This is a genomic window from Castellaniella hirudinis (assembly GCF_042651965.1).
GTDB classification, from domain to species: domain Bacteria; phylum Pseudomonadota; class Gammaproteobacteria; order Burkholderiales; family Burkholderiaceae_B; genus Castellaniella; species Castellaniella hirudinis.
This window is the reverse complement of the sequence record NZ_JBHSDY010000007.1, coordinates 21,353-34,133: the sequence shown is the minus strand read 5'-3', so window position 1 is coordinate 34,133 and position 12,781 is coordinate 21,353. Positions and strand designations below refer to the sequence as shown.

Below are 12,781 nucleotides of genomic sequence, written 5' to 3'. Positions count from 1 at the left end.
AACAAGAGAGACCACCGTCATGCATCCGGATTTTCTGATTGATCGCCACCATAAGAGCTTTCCGCTCGCCGCCTCGCCCGTGCAGGCTTCGCGCATCGCCGAGCGCGGCTGGAACGTGCTGGCGGACGATCTGCCTTACCCGTTGGCCGTGATCCGCCGCTCGGCCCTGGAACACAATGTGCGCTGGATGCAGGATTATGCCCAGGGCCGTCGCGTTGCCTTCGCGCCGCACGGCAAGACCACCATGTCGCCCCAGTTGTTCGATCTGCAATTGCGGGGCGGCGCCTGGGGACTGACCTTCGCGACGATCCATCAGCTTGCCGTCGGGCTGGAGGCGGGCATGCGCCGCGCGATCATCGCCAATCAGGTCGTGGCGCCCGCCGACCTGGACGGACTCGATGCCCTGCTCACCCGGCACGAGGGTTTGCGGGTGTGGTTCCTGGTCGATTCCCTTGCGCAGTTGCGCGGCATCGAGGATTGGGCGCGCGGGCGCGGCGGCCGGCGGGTTTTCGATGTGTTGCTGGAAGTGGGCATCCCGGGCCAGCGGACCGGCGTGCGGACGTCCGCCGAGGCGCTGGAATTGGCCCGGGCCATCCAGGCCAGCCCGGCGGCGCGCCTGGGCGGCATCGAATGCTACGAAGGCGGGCTGACGAAGTGCGACAGCGCGCACGACGTGCCTGCCGTGACGGAACTCGTGCGCCGCGTGGTCGAGATCGTCGCGGCTTGCGATGCGCAGGGGCTGCTGCCCGCGGACGAGCCGATCCTGAGCGCCGGCGGTTCGGCCATTTTCGATCTGGTGATGCCGCTGCTGCAGGGCGCGGGTCTGGCGCGGCCGTTTCTGGGCGTGCTGCGTTCAGGCTGCTACGTGACGCATGATCATGGCAATTATCAGCGCCTGCTCAAGCTGGTGGAACAGCGCGGGGGCTTGCAGGATTCGCTGCAGGCCGCGCTCGAGGTCTGGGCCATGGTGCAGTCCGTGCCCGAGCCGGGTCTGGCGTTGCTGACCTGCGGCCGGCGCGACATTTCCTATGACCTGGAACTGCCGTCCGTTCAGCGCTGGGCGCCGCGCGGCGCCCGGCAGGCGCAGGACGCGCCCGCATCCTGGAAGATCAGCGCCCTGAACGACCAGCACGCCTATCTGCGTTTCGATCCGTCGCAGGCCGTCCCGGCCGTGGGCGACCGGGTCGCGCTGGGCATCTCCCACCCCTGCACCACCTTCGACAAGTGGCGCTGGATGCCGGTGGTGGACGATGCCTGGACGATCGTCGATGCAGTCGAGACGCGGTTCTGAGTCCTGCCGGTGCCCCTCATGCATGACATCATGCCGGTGAACGCCCCGCTGCTGACCTTGCAGCTCTTGCAGCGGCAAAAGGATGCCTTGCCGCAGGCGCAGCGACAGGTGGTCGACGTCATCCTGAAAGATCCGGGCGCGGCGGTGCTTGCCACGGTCGAGCAACTGGCCGCGCAGGCCGGCGTGTCCATGCCCACCATCGTGCGCATGTGCCGCCGCTTCGGCTTTGATTCGGTGCGCGAGTTCATGGTCGCGCTGGCGCAGACGCTGGCGGTATCGGGATCGCATTTGCACCGCAGCGTAGAGGCCGGGGACTCCACCGACGCAGTCATCAGCAAGATCACGCATGCCGCCGCCAGCGCGCTGACCCATCTGGGGCGCAGCCTGAATCCGGGCGGGATCGACGACGTGGCCGCCACGATGGCCCAGGCTTCGCGCATCGATTGTTATTCCGTCGGCGCGGCCTCGTCCTTCATGGCGCAGGAACTGCAAAGCCGCTTGTTCCGGCTGGGCCTGACGGCCAACGCGATCTTCGACGCACACCAGCAACTGGTGTCGGCGTCCACCCTGGGCCAGGGCGGCGTGGCCTTCGTGATTTCGCACGTGGGCCGCATGCCCTACACCCTGGAAGCGGCCCGGTTCGCCCAGGAGCATGGCGCCACGGTGGTGGCGCTGACGCAGCCCGATACGCCGCTGGCCGATCTGGCCGATCTGCTGCTGCCGGTCTCGGTGCCGCAGGACGCGGTGATGCGTGTGGGCACGGAAGCCTATCTGGCGCATCTGATGGTCATCGAGATCCTGATGGTGCGGCTGGCCCAGATCCTGGGGCCGCGCGTGATCGGCGGCATGCAGCAATACAAGCGTCTGCTGGAGACGCATGGCTTCGACAGCTACGAATACATGGGGTTCCAGCAGCCCGTGCAGGCGCGGCGCGGCGACGGCAAGGACGCCGGGCCCGGCACGGCCGGCACGAAGGCGCGACCCAAGGTGGCAAAACGATGAGCAACAGAGTGTGGTTGAAGGACGGGACCGTGGTCGATGGCACGGGCGAACCCTCGTTTACGGGCGATGTGTGGCTGCAGGACGATCGCATCGTCGCGGTGTATCCCGCGCAGGCGCGTGAGACACGCGCCGACGTGCGGGCCTGGATGGGCGAGAAGCCCTGGATGCACGATTGCCGGGGCAAGGTGATCGCCCCCGGCTTCATCGACGTGCATACGCACGATGATGCCGCCGTGCTGAACACGCCGGACATGCTGCCCAAGATTTCACAGGGCGTGACGACGGTGGTCGCAGGCAACTGCGGCATTTCGCTGGCGCCGGTGGTGACCGACCAGCCCCCCGCGCCCTTGTCGCTGCTGGGCGACCGGCAATATCGCTACGCGACCTTCCGCGACTACGCGGCCGCGGTGGATGCCGTCCGCCCCGCCGTCAACATCGCCGCGCTGCTGGGGCATACGGCGCTGCGCATCAAGCACGTGGCGGATCTGGACCGTCCCGCCACGGTCGAGGAGCGCGCCGCGATGGCCGACGACATGCGCGAGGCCATGGACGCGGGCGCCCTGGGTTTGTCCAGCGGCGTCTTCTACCGCGAGGCCTATGCCGCCGACGTGCCGGAACTGGTGGCCGTGGCCCGCGAGGCCGCTGCGCAGGGCGGGGTGTATGCCACGCACATCCGGGACGAACTGAAGGACATTCTGGAGGCCATGATGGAGGCCGCGGGCACCGCCCGCCAGGCCGGGCTGCCGCTGGTGCTGTCGCATCACAAATGCGCGGGCTCGGCCAACTGGGGCCGGACTTTGCAGACCCTGCCGCTGGTGGACGAACTGGCCGGCCGGCAGGAACTGGCGATGGATGTGTATCCCTATACGGCGGGGTCCACCGTGCTGCGCGAAGACCTGGTGGACGGTGTGATCGACATCCTGATCACCCGCAGCGAACCGCATCCCGAAGTGGCGGGGCGCTACCTGCGCGATATTGCGGCCGAATGGGGCATGGCCGAATACGACGCCTGCGTCGCGCTCAAGCCCGGCAACGCCTGCTATTTCCAGATGCGCGAGGACGACGTGCAGCGTGTCATCACGCATCCGCTGTCCATGATCGGCTCGGACGGTTTGCCCAACGACGAGCGCCCGCATCCCCGCCTGTGGGGCGCCTTTCCGCGCGTGCTGGCGCAGTACTGGCGGGAAAAGGGCGTGCTCAGCCTGCCGCAGGCCGTGCACAAGATGACCGGCATGTCCGCGCGGCGCTTCCGCCTGGGCGACCGGGGCGTGCTGGCCGAGGGCAAGGCCGCCGATGTGGTCGTGTTCGATCCCGCCCGCATCAAGGACAACGCCACCTTCGAAGCTCCCATGCAGGTCAGCGACGGCGTGGAGGCGGTCTGGGTCAACGGCGTGCTCGGCTACACAGAGGCCGACGGGGTGCAGCCGCAACGGGGCGGCCGTTTCGTGCGGCGCCAGACGGTTCAGGGCCTGGCCTGACTGGCCGGTTCAGCCGGCCAGTGCGTCCCGGGCCGCCAGGCTGGCCAGTCCGTCCAGCACGGGGCTGTCCAGCCAGTGCGGCTGGGCGGCGGCCGGGGCCGTGCGCGCCAGTGCGGCAGACAATTCCCCTTGTACGCGCGGCCAGTCGCCGCCGCTGACGAACAGCAGCGGTTCGGCGCCGGGGCTGGTGTCGGCGGCCAGACGCCGCTGGCGCAGCAGCGCCCCGGCCTGGGCGGCCGCGATGCCGCTGATGATGGCGGCATCGGTGTCGGTCGGGAAATCGGCGGGCTCGCCCCGGGCCAGGGGCAGGTCGGCCGTGCCTTGAGACAGGCTGCGGGCCATCAGGGCCGCGCCCGGCAGAATCAATCCGCCGATGAAGGCGGCGCGGCGTGTGCCGTCGGCCTGCGCTTGCCAGGCCAGGGTATCGATCGTGGTGGCGGTGCCGAAGCTGGCCAGGACGCAGGGGGCGCCCGCCTGCCAGGCGGGTTCGTCGCGGACGTGCTGCAGCAGGCCCAGCAAGCCCAGCCAGCGGTCGGACCCCAATCGGGCCGGCTGGCGGTAGCCGTTCACCAGCAGATCGTGCCCGTCGCGGGCGTCGTGCCAGCGCACGGGCAGGTTCCAGGCGGCGCGGCAGGCCTGTTCCAGCCGGTCGCGTACCTCGCCGCCGGCGACGTTGGAACCCAGGATGCGGCGCGGCGTGAAATCCAGGCGCGTGGCCAAGCCAGACAGTTCGGTGTGCGCCAGGATCAGGGGCGGGCCTGCGCGCCGGGAGGCCCCGGGCGCCAGCCAGGCGATCTTGACCCGGGTGTTGCCGGCGTCGACCAGCAGGGTCATCGTTGCAGCCGCACGGAGATCTCGCCGACCGTGATGGCCTGGACGCCCTCGGCGTTGCGCAGCAGCAGGCGGCCGTCGGCGTCGATGCCGCAGGCCGCGCCCGTGTGCCGCAGGTGGCCGTCGTCGAGCACGTCCAGCATGCGGCCCGCCAGGCCGTCGACTTCCGCGTAGCGGGCGGGCAGGTCGGCAAAGCCATGGGCGGTGACGTGGTTCAGCGCGTCGTACCAGGATCGTGCCGCGCAGGCGGTCAGTTCAGCGGCCGAGGTGCGTGCGGCGACAGGATCGTCGGCCGCGATTTCGGCCCAGTCCGCGATGCGCCGGTCCAGGGATTGCGACAGGGCGCGGGCGTCGTTCAGGTTCAGGCCCATGCCGATGATGATGAGGTGGTGGTCGGCGGTCTGGGCGGCGCCCGAGCGGGTCGATTCGATCAGGATGCCGGCCAGTTTGGCCTGGTCCCAGAGCAGGTCGTTGGGCCATTTCATGGTCAGGCGCGCACGCTGATGGGGTTCCAGGCGTGCGCGCAGGGCCTGGCAGGTCGCCAGGCCGATCAGGGGCGCCAGGGTCGGCAAGCGGCGGGCCGGCAGGAACACGTCGAAGGCGCAGGAGAACATCAGATTGGCATCGACGCGGTTCTGCCAGGTGCGGCCGGCGCGTCCGCGCCCCTGGGACTGCAAGTGCGTGCCCAGCAGCCAGGGCCGGTCCGGCGGCCCGCCTTCGCGGCGCGCGCGCGCCAGCAGGTCGGCGTTGGTCGATCCGGTTTGTTCGACCCAGTCCACTTGCCGGAATTGCGGCAGGGCCTCGCGCAGGGCGCCGGTCAGGGCCTCGGGAGACGGCAGGGCGCTGGCGGGATCGTGGGGTGAGCCGGTCATATGGGTAGAATGAGGTCTGGAGCAGACAGGGAAACGGAAACCGCGCAGCCATGAGTTTACGCACAGAACAAGCCACATGCCAGGGTCCGGCCGGTCTGATCGAGTACACCGTGGATCACCCGGAAGACACGCCATCGGGCTGGGCGCTGGTGCTGCATCCGCACCCCTTGCATGGCGGCACCCGCGACAACAAGATCGTCACCACGGTGTCGCGTGCGTGCGTGCAGCACGGCCTGCTGGCCGTCCGTCCCAATTTCCGGGGCGTGGGCGCGTCGCAGGGCGCGTTCGACCGGGGCGACGGGGAAACCGCCGACATGGCGGCCGTCGTCGAGCACGTCTTCCAGGCCTGGCCGCAGGCGGCCTCGGGGCCTTGGGTGCTGGCGGGCTTTTCATTCGGTTCGGCGGTGGCGGCCCAGTTATATGCCGAACTGGGCGACCGGGGCCTGCCCCTGCCGGCCCGCCTGATGTTGATCGGCTGCGCGGTCGAACGTTTCCGCCACCGCGCCTTGTCCATGCCGTCCGACACGCTCATGGTCCATGGCGAGCACGACGAGGTCGTGCCCCTGTCCGAAGGCATGGATTTCGCCCGGGCGCATCAATTGCCCATGACCGTCGTGCCGGATGCCGGCCACTTCTTCCACGGCAAGCTGCTGGTCCTGCGGCAGATCGTTCAATCCGGCTTGGCCGGGTTGTAGTTTCAGTTGCTTGCGTTTTGTCTCGAATTGCCCGAGGCGCACGGGCGTGGCGGTTTTTTGCCCTGCCTATAATGGGCGCTTGTCGTTTCTTTCCCAATTTTTGCCGCCCATGCCCATGACTGCCTTCCTGCCCCTCCGTCGTTCCCGCCTGGCGCCTCTGGCGCTGGCCTGCTCGTTGCTGGTGCCTGGCGCAGCCTGGTCGCAGGCGGCGTCCGAGCCCGCGGCGCCCGCGGCTGCGGCGGCGCAGGCCCCGGCCGGGATCGACATGGTCAGCAATTTGTCGAACATTCCCGCGCCGACCCTGGGCGCCAAGGCCTGGCTGACGCTGGACGCCACCAGCGGCCAGGTCATCGCGGCCCAGAATCCCCAGGAAGCCGTCGAACCGGCGTCCCTGACCAAGCTGATGTCCGCCTATGTGATTTTCGAGGCGCTGGAAAGCGGCCGGCTGAAGCTCGACCAGAAGGTCCACGTGTCCGAGAAGGCCTGGAAGACCGAAGGCTCGCGCATGTTCATCAATCCGAACACGGACGTGTCGGTGGACGATCTGCTGCAGGGCATGCTGGTGCAGTCGGGCAATGACGCCACCGTGGCGCTGGCCGAAGCCGTCGCCGGCAGCGAATCGGCCTTTGCCGCGCTCATGAACCAGCAGGCCAAGGCCCTGGGCATGAAGCACACGCACTTCACCAACGCCCCTGGCCTGCCCGACCCCGACCACATGACCACGGTCGAGGACCTGGCGATCCTGGCGCGCGCGCTGGTGCAGCGCTTTCCGCAATACCGGCACTACGACAGCCAGAAGGAATTCACCTACAACAACATCAAGCAGAGCAACCGCAACCGCCTGCTGTGGGCCGACTCCACGGTCGACGGCCTGAAGACCGGCCACACCCAGTCGGCAGGCTTCTGCCTGGTGGCCACGGCGCTGCGCGACGGCCGGCGTGTCGTCTCGGTGATCGTCGGGGCGGCCAGCGATGCCGCGCGCACCGAAAGCAGCCTGAAGCTGCTGAACTGGAGCTTCAAGAACTTCGACACGGTCAAGCTGCTGGACAAGGGCAAGCCGGCCGTGTCCGCGCGCGTCTGGGAAGGCGCTACTGAAACCGCTGAACTGGGCCTGTCCGACGCCCTGTGGGTGACGGTGCCGCGCGGCCGCGCCGACGACATCAAGACCGAGGCGCGCTACACCCAGCCGCTGATGGCGCCCCTGACCGAGGGCGCCCAGGCCGGTTCGCTGGTGATCAGCCTGGACGGCAAGGAACTGGATCGCCGGCCGCTGCTGGTGCTGCATTCGGTGGAAGAGGCCGGTTTCTTTGGCCGGCTGCTGGACAAAGTCCGCCTGATGTTCGAATAATGGCGACATGAACCCGATCCGCCCCGAAGACTCCCTGATCGAATACCCCTGCGACTTCCCCATCAAGGTCATGGGGAAGTCGCACGACGATTTCGCGCGCCTCATGGCCGAGATCGCGCTGGGCTTCGATCCCGCGTTCGATCCCGATACGATTGAAATCCGCCCCAGCGCCAGCGGCAATTACCTGGGCCTGACCCTGACGGTGCGCGTCACCTCGCGCGAGCAGCTGGACGCGCTGTACCGCGCCCTGCACGGGCACGAGATGGTGTCCGTGGTGCTGTAGGGCAGTCATGGACGCACCCGCGGACCGGCCGGCGGATACGCAGGCGGACATTCAAACACGCTGGCTGGACCGTCCCGCCCCCTACCTGCCGATCTGGCAGGCCATGCAGGATTTCACCGAATCGCGCGGCGACGACACGCCTGACGAACTCTGGCTGGTGGAACACGCGCCGGTCTACACCCTGGGCCAGGCGGGCAAGCCCGAACACATCCTCAATCCGCACGGCATCCCGGTGGTCCAGGCCAACCGGGGCGGGCAGGTCACGTATCACGGGCCGGGCCAGGTGGTGCTCTACACCCTGGTGGATCTGCGCCGCCGTGGCGTCTTCGTGCGGGAATTCGTCACCCTGCTCGAACAGACCGTGCTGGATATGCTGGCCGAACTGGGCGTGGCGGACGCCTGCCGCAAGCCCGGCGCGCCCGGCATCTACGTGCCCCAGTCGTCGCTGCGGCAGCCCCGGGGAGACGCCTTGGCCAAGATCGCCGCACTGGGGATCAAGATTCGCAATGGCCGCGCTTATCATGGCGTGGCCCTGAACGTCGCCATGGACCTCGGTCCCTTTCTGGGCATCAACCCCTGCGGCTACGAGGGCCTGCAGACGGTGGATGTGCGGGCGTGCGGCATCGAAGCCGACCTGACCGCGACCGGGAACCGGCTGGCGGAAATCTTCGCGGCCGCCTGGCGTGCCGCGGGCCGACAAGGAGACTCACATGACGCAGACCCCGACCGATCTGGTGCTGGTTGAACGCCGCGACGGCGTGCTGACCCTGACGCTGAACCGGCCCGACCAGTTCAACGCATTGTCCGAGGAAATGCTGGCGGCATTGCAGGCGTGTTTCGACGCCTGCCTGGACGACGCGGACCTGCGGGTCGTGGTGCTGGCCGCCAGCGGCCGCGCCTTTTGCGCGGGACACGATCTGAAGCAGATGCGCAGCCATGCCGACGATCAGGCGTACTACCAGGACCTGTTCGGCCGTTGCGGCCGGCTGATGCAGTCCATCGCGCGCTGCCCGGTGCCGGTCATTGCGCGGGTCCATGGCACGGCGACCGCCGCCGGCTGCCAACTGGTGGCCAGTTGCGATCTGGCGGTGGCTGCCGACAGCGCGCGGCTGGCGGTGTCCGGCATCAACGTCGGTCTGTTCTGCGCCACGCCGGCGGTGGCGCTGACGCGCAACGTGCCGCTGAAGAACGCCTTCGAAATGCTAGTGACGGGCCAGTTCATCAGTGCCCGCCAGGCGGTCGAGCGCGGCCTGGTCAATCACGCCGTGCCCGATACCGAGCTGGATCAGGCGGTGCAGGGGCTGGTGGATGCCATCCTGTCCAAGAGCCCGGTGGCGGTGCGTGCCGGCAAGGCCATGGTCTACCGGCAACTGGGCCTGCCGCTGGATCAGGCCTACGACTACGCGGCCGGCGTCATGGCGCAGAACATGATGGCGGACGACGTGGGCGAGGGCATCGACGCCTTCATGCAGAAGCGCCCGCCGCAGTGGCGCGGCCGCTGACGCCAGGCGCAAGCATGCCCGGCGCGAGGCCGGGCGCGGCAGTTTCCCGGGGGCGGTCTATCTGGGTTGCCGGGTGCTCAGCCAGAGACTGCCGGCAACCACGATCACCCCGGCGATCTGCGGCGGCGTCAGGGCCTGGCCCAGGAACAGCCAGCCCAGCAGGACGGCCGTCAGCGGGCTGAGGAACAGTAGCGAGGACACCAGCACCGGGCTCAGGCGGCCGATCCCCCTGAACCAGAGGGCATACGTCAGCGCGGCGCCGATCAGGCTCAACCAGGCCAGTCCCAGCCCGTTGAGCGCTGTCGGCGCGGGCGGTGCCGGGTCGAAGGCCAGGACCAGGGGAATCAGCATCAGGCCGCCCAGGCTGAGCTGCCAGGCCGTCATCGTCAGCATCGGGACGGACGATTGCCACCGGCGCGCCAGAACATTGCCCAGCGCCATTGAGGCCGCGCCGGCCAGTCCCGCCGCAATACCCAGGCCGTCGAGCGTCGCGTCCGGCGTCAGCACCAGCAGGGCCACGCCGCCCAGGCCGGTCAGGGCCGCCACCAGCGAGGCGGGGCGCAGCGGGCCGCCCAGCAGTGCGGGAGCCAGCAAAGCCACCAGCAGCGGCTGGATGGCGCTCACGGTGGCGGCGACGCCGCCGGGCAGCCGGTAGGCCGCCACGAACAGCAGGCTCAGGAAGATCGAGATGTTCAGCGCGCTCAGCACGAGGCTGCGCAGCCACCAGATGCCGGAGGGCAGCCGCCGCACGATCAGGAGCAGCAGCAGCCCGGCGGGCAGGGCGCGCAGCAGGGCGACCGTCATGGGGGGGAAGCCCGGCAGGAGCTCGGTGGTGACGATGTAGGTGCTGCCCCAGATGGCGGGTGCGCTGGCCGTGAGCCACAGGTCTGCGCGGGTCGTCTTCATGCGATGTCCAGGACTTCGGCCAGCGGCCGGCGGGGTTTCTGCGGCCAGTTGCCCGGCGCGGCGCGGCCGATGGGCACCAGCATGACGGGCAGTTCATGGTCTGCAAGGCCAAAAGCCTGCGCCACGCCCGCCTCGTCGAAGCCGATCATCGGGCTGGAGGCCAGGCCCAGCGCGGTGGCTGCGTGGATCAGCGTCGCGGTGCCCAGGGAGGCCGAGCGGATGGCTTCGTCTCGGGCCATCCGCTCGTCGGCGTACTTGGTCTGCGCGTCCGCCTGCCAGGCCGCCGCCATCGTGGCGGGCATGTGACCTGATTCGACGAAAGGCCGCAGCCGGCGGGCGAGCGCCTGCGCGTCGGGCAATTGGCCGCAGACGATGAAGGTGGCGGCTGCCTCGGAGACCTTGGCCTGGTCGTAGGACAGCGCGCGCAAGAGGCGCTTGGATTCGGGCGTATGCACTGCGATGAAGCGCCAGTTTTGCAGGTTGTAGGCGGTGGGCGCCCGGGTGGCCAGTTGGACCAGGCGCTGGATCTCGTCCGGTTCGAGCTGGTGCGAAGGATCGAAATGGTTGGCCGAGGCGCGTTGTTCGATCAGGGCGATGGCGGGATGTGTCATGGCGTGCTCTGGGGTGTTGTTCAGGTTCATGGCCCCAGTGTATTTAATCTTCTGCTGAATGATAATGCCATAAAATATGAATGAATAATTGACTATCAGTTGATAATAAAGCCATGGATCGCCAGATTGCCCTGCGCGTGTTCCGCGAGGCCGCGGAACGGGACAGCTTCGCCGAGGCCGGGCGCAGGCTCGGGCTGTCGCCGGCGGCGGTCAGCAAGAACATTGCTGAACTCGAAGCGCATCTCGGAGCGCGGCTGTTCCAGCGGACGACGCGCAGCAAGACACTGACCGAAGAGGGCCGGATCTACCTGGAGCACGTCGTGCGAGGCCTGGACGCCCTGGCCGAGGCGGACGAGGCCCTGGGCCTGGCGCGCACCGACCCCGGCGGCGTCCTGCGGGTCAGCGCACCCATGACCGTGACCATGACCTGGCTGTCCACCCGCATTCCGGATTTTCTGCGGCGCTATCCGGACCTGCGCCTTGATCTGCGGCTGGACGACCGGCGGGTCGACCTGGTCCGGGAAGGCTTCGACCTGGCGATCCGGGGCAGCGATCAGCTCGAAGACAGCAGCCTGGTGGCCCGCCGCCTGGCCGACATGCCCCATGTGCTGTGCGCCGCGCCGGCCTATCTCCAGGCCCGGGGCGCACCGACGTCGCCTGCCGCCCTGAAGGCGCATGAATGCGTGCGCTTCAGCCTGTCGGGACATGCGGACGCCTGGACGTTCAGCAAAGGCGCGCGGACCGAACAGGTCACCGTCCGGTCCCGGTATTCGGTGTCGTCCAGTCTGGCGGTGTGCGATGCGCTGCGGGCGGGCTTTGGCCTGAGCCTGGTGCCCCGCCCTTACGTCGAGCGGGATCTGCGGGCGGGGCGCTTGCAGGCGGTGCTGGAGGACTGGCGCAGCGTCACCACCACGCTCTACGCCGTCTACCCCTCGCGTCGGCATCTGGCGCCCAAGGTCCGTGTGTTCCTGGATTTTCTGGCAGAGACATTTGATGCGACGATGATTTGAGTTTGGACAAGGCGCCGCGCCGCATCTGCGTGTCCAATGAAAGGGTCCCGCAATGGAGCCTGACTCATGACCACGAACTCGGGCGCACGGCCCGCCCCGGCGCTTTTACTGCAACGACTCGCCGCCTGCCTGCTGGCCGCCGGCGCCTGGATGGCGTCACCGGCGCAGGCCGGCGTGATCGACGTCGTCGCCATCCCGGGCGGCGCATTCACCTATCAGGCGGCCGGCGAATTCCTGGACCAGGGGCGTCCGGTGGACGCGCCCCGCGTTCAGGGCCGGGTCGAGGACGGCCGCGCCATCATGCGCCGCCAGGTCAGCCAGGCGGAATATGCCCGCTGCGTGCAGGCGGGCGCCTGCAAGCGCCTGGACAAGGGCTTCCGGGATCTGGCGGCCGCCGACCTGCCTGCCGTGGGCGTCAGCTGGGCCGATGCCACCGCCTATGCCGAGTGGCTGTCGCGGGAAACCGGCCAGCGCTGGCGGCTGCCCGTCTACGCCGAATGGGTGCGCGCCGCCGCCGACCGCTACCGTGAAGACGGCGCCCTGCCTTCGGACCCCGACAATCCCTCCGCGCGCTGGCTGGCCGAATACGACCGTGAAATTTCCCGCAGCCAGGGCCGCATCAAGCCCCCCCAGCCGTTCGGGCATTTCGGTGTCAACACGCTGGGGATGAGCGATATGGGCGGCAATGTCTGGGAATGGACGGACACCTGCTTTGCCAGCCACAGCGTAGGCGCGCTGCCGCTGGCGCCGCGCGAGAACTGCGGCGTGCGCATCCTGGCGGGCGCTCACATCGCCGCCATGGCCGACTTCATCCGCGATCCGCGCAATGGGGCGTGCTCCATCGGCCTGCCGCCGGCCAATCTGGGCTTCCGCCTGGTGCGCGAAGACTGAACGCGCGGCAAGACCCGCTGTGGCGGGAATGCCTCGCCAGGAGCGGAAAGGTTTGCGGTAA

Annotated in this window: 14 protein-coding genes; 10 read left to right on the top strand and 4 right to left on the bottom strand. The window is 68.8% G+C overall.

What is annotated here, in order from left to right:
• The first annotated feature begins 19 nt into the window (after nucleotides 1–19).
• The 3 genes from ACFO0J_RS11800 to ACFO0J_RS11790 are packed head-to-tail and all read left to right on the top strand — an operon-like array spanning nucleotide 20 to nucleotide 3,771.
• Nucleotides 20–1,291 (top strand): amino acid deaminase, encoded by a 1,272-nt coding sequence (locus ACFO0J_RS11800; protein WP_376813287.1) that lies wholly within the window; start codon nucleotides 20–22, stop codon nucleotides 1,289–1,291.
• Nucleotides 1,292–1,309: 18 nt separating this feature from the next.
• On the top strand, nucleotides 1,310–2,293 hold the full coding sequence (locus ACFO0J_RS11795) for a MurR/RpiR family transcriptional regulator (protein WP_376813286.1): 984 nt from the start codon (nucleotides 1,310–1,312) through the stop codon (nucleotides 2,291–2,293).
• Complete coding sequence (locus tag ACFO0J_RS11790) at nucleotides 2,290–3,771, top strand: N-acyl-D-amino-acid deacylase family protein (protein ID WP_376813285.1); 1,482 nt, start codon at nucleotides 2,290–2,292, stop codon at nucleotides 3,769–3,771. The genes ACFO0J_RS11795 and ACFO0J_RS11790 overlap by 4 nt, the downstream gene beginning before the upstream one ends.
• A gap of 9 nt (nucleotides 3,772–3,780) precedes the next feature.
• Here the strand turns inward: ACFO0J_RS11790 and ACFO0J_RS11785 are convergent, their stop codons facing one another.
• Both ACFO0J_RS11785 and ACFO0J_RS11780 read right to left on the bottom strand, forming a co-directional pair.
• On the bottom strand, nucleotides 3,781–4,605 hold the full coding sequence (locus tag ACFO0J_RS11785) for a type III pantothenate kinase (RefSeq protein ID WP_376813284.1): 825 nt from the start codon (nucleotides 4,603–4,605) through the stop codon (nucleotides 3,781–3,783).
• Nucleotides 4,602–5,474: a biotin--[acetyl-CoA-carboxylase] ligase gene (locus tag ACFO0J_RS11780; RefSeq protein WP_376813283.1), complete on the bottom strand. Its 873-nt coding sequence runs from the start codon at nucleotides 5,472–5,474 to the stop codon at nucleotides 4,602–4,604. Before ACFO0J_RS11780 ends, ACFO0J_RS11785 begins: the two co-directional genes overlap by 4 nt.
• 50 nt (nucleotides 5,475–5,524) lie before the next feature.
• Here ACFO0J_RS11780 and ACFO0J_RS11775 point away from each other — a divergent pair, with 50 nt between their 5' ends.
• From ACFO0J_RS11775 to ACFO0J_RS11755, 5 genes are all read left to right on the top strand, one after another.
• Nucleotides 5,525–6,169, top strand: coding sequence for an alpha/beta hydrolase (locus ACFO0J_RS11775; RefSeq protein ID WP_376813282.1), 645 nt, complete (start codon nucleotides 5,525–5,527; stop codon nucleotides 6,167–6,169).
• Between the two features lie 100 nt (nucleotides 6,170–6,269).
• The gene (locus ACFO0J_RS11770) at nucleotides 6,270–7,517 is read left to right on the top strand and encodes a D-alanyl-D-alanine carboxypeptidase family protein (protein ID WP_376813535.1); all 1,248 of its coding nucleotides are present in this window, start codon (nucleotides 6,270–6,272) and stop codon (nucleotides 7,515–7,517) included.
• A 7-nt stretch (nucleotides 7,518–7,524) separates the two neighbouring features.
• Entirely contained in the window at nucleotides 7,525–7,800 is a 276-nt protein-coding gene (locus ACFO0J_RS11765; protein ID WP_376813281.1) for a DUF493 family protein, read from the top strand.
• 7 nt (nucleotides 7,801–7,807) lie between these two features.
• Nucleotides 7,808–8,545: a lipoyl(octanoyl) transferase LipB gene (lipB, locus tag ACFO0J_RS11760; RefSeq protein ID WP_376813280.1), complete on the top strand. Its 738-nt coding sequence runs from the start codon at nucleotides 7,808–7,810 to the stop codon at nucleotides 8,543–8,545.
• The gene (locus tag ACFO0J_RS11755) at nucleotides 8,511–9,302 is read left to right on the top strand and encodes an enoyl-CoA hydratase (protein WP_376813279.1); all 792 of its coding nucleotides are present in this window, start codon (nucleotides 8,511–8,513) and stop codon (nucleotides 9,300–9,302) included. The genes lipB and ACFO0J_RS11755 overlap by 35 nt, the downstream gene beginning before the upstream one ends.
• A gap of 57 nt (nucleotides 9,303–9,359) precedes the next feature.
• Here the strand turns inward: ACFO0J_RS11755 and ACFO0J_RS11750 are convergent, their stop codons facing one another.
• Entirely contained in the window at nucleotides 9,360–10,208 is an 849-nt protein-coding gene (locus ACFO0J_RS11750) for an EamA family transporter (RefSeq protein ID WP_376813278.1), read from the bottom strand.
• Nucleotides 10,205–10,819 (bottom strand): nitroreductase family protein, encoded by a 615-nt coding sequence (locus ACFO0J_RS11745; RefSeq protein ID WP_376813277.1) that lies wholly within the window; start codon nucleotides 10,817–10,819, stop codon nucleotides 10,205–10,207. The genes ACFO0J_RS11750 and ACFO0J_RS11745 overlap by 4 nt, the downstream gene beginning before the upstream one ends.
• A 113-nt stretch (nucleotides 10,820–10,932) precedes the next feature.
• Between ACFO0J_RS11745 and ACFO0J_RS11740 the strand changes: the two genes are divergently transcribed.
• Complete coding sequence (locus tag ACFO0J_RS11740) at nucleotides 10,933–11,829, top strand: LysR family transcriptional regulator (protein ID WP_376813276.1); 897 nt, start codon at nucleotides 10,933–10,935, stop codon at nucleotides 11,827–11,829.
• Nucleotides 11,830–11,895: 66 nt separating this feature from the next.
• The gene (locus tag ACFO0J_RS11735) at nucleotides 11,896–12,720 is read left to right on the top strand and encodes a formylglycine-generating enzyme family protein (RefSeq protein ID WP_376813275.1); all 825 of its coding nucleotides are present in this window, start codon (nucleotides 11,896–11,898) and stop codon (nucleotides 12,718–12,720) included.
• The last annotated feature ends 61 nt before the right edge of the window (nucleotides 12,721–12,781 follow it).

Coding starts and splice junctions, on each gene's coding strand:
- ACFO0J_RS11740 (WP_376813276.1), top strand. CDS start 10,933: ATGGATCGCCAGATTGCCCTGCGCGTGTTCCGCGAGGCCGCGGAACGG.
- ACFO0J_RS11775 (WP_376813282.1), top strand. CDS start 5,525: ATGAGTTTACGCACAGAACAAGCCACATGCCAGGGTCCGGCCGGTCTG.
- ACFO0J_RS11785 (WP_376813284.1), bottom strand. CDS start 4,605: ATGACCCTGCTGGTCGACGCCGGCAACACCCGGGTCAAGATCGCCTGG.
- ACFO0J_RS11765 (WP_376813281.1), top strand. CDS start 7,525: ATGAACCCGATCCGCCCCGAAGACTCCCTGATCGAATACCCCTGCGAC.
- lipB (WP_376813280.1), top strand. CDS start 7,808: ATGGACGCACCCGCGGACCGGCCGGCGGATACGCAGGCGGACATTCAA.
- ACFO0J_RS11745 (WP_376813277.1), bottom strand. CDS start 10,819: ATGACACATCCCGCCATCGCCCTGATCGAACAACGCGCCTCGGCCAAC.
- ACFO0J_RS11780 (WP_376813283.1), bottom strand. CDS start 5,474: ATGACCGGCTCACCCCACGATCCCGCCAGCGCCCTGCCGTCTCCCGAG.
- ACFO0J_RS11795 (WP_376813286.1), top strand. CDS start 1,310: ATGCATGACATCATGCCGGTGAACGCCCCGCTGCTGACCTTGCAGCTC.
- ACFO0J_RS11750 (WP_376813278.1), bottom strand. CDS start 10,208: ATGAAGACGACCCGCGCAGACCTGTGGCTCACGGCCAGCGCACCCGCC.
- ACFO0J_RS11800 (WP_376813287.1), top strand. CDS start 20: ATGCATCCGGATTTTCTGATTGATCGCCACCATAAGAGCTTTCCGCTC.
- ACFO0J_RS11735 (WP_376813275.1), top strand. CDS start 11,896: ATGACCACGAACTCGGGCGCACGGCCCGCCCCGGCGCTTTTACTGCAA.
- ACFO0J_RS11755 (WP_376813279.1), top strand. CDS start 8,511: ATGACGCAGACCCCGACCGATCTGGTGCTGGTTGAACGCCGCGACGGC.
- ACFO0J_RS11790 (WP_376813285.1), top strand. CDS start 2,290: ATGAGCAACAGAGTGTGGTTGAAGGACGGGACCGTGGTCGATGGCACG.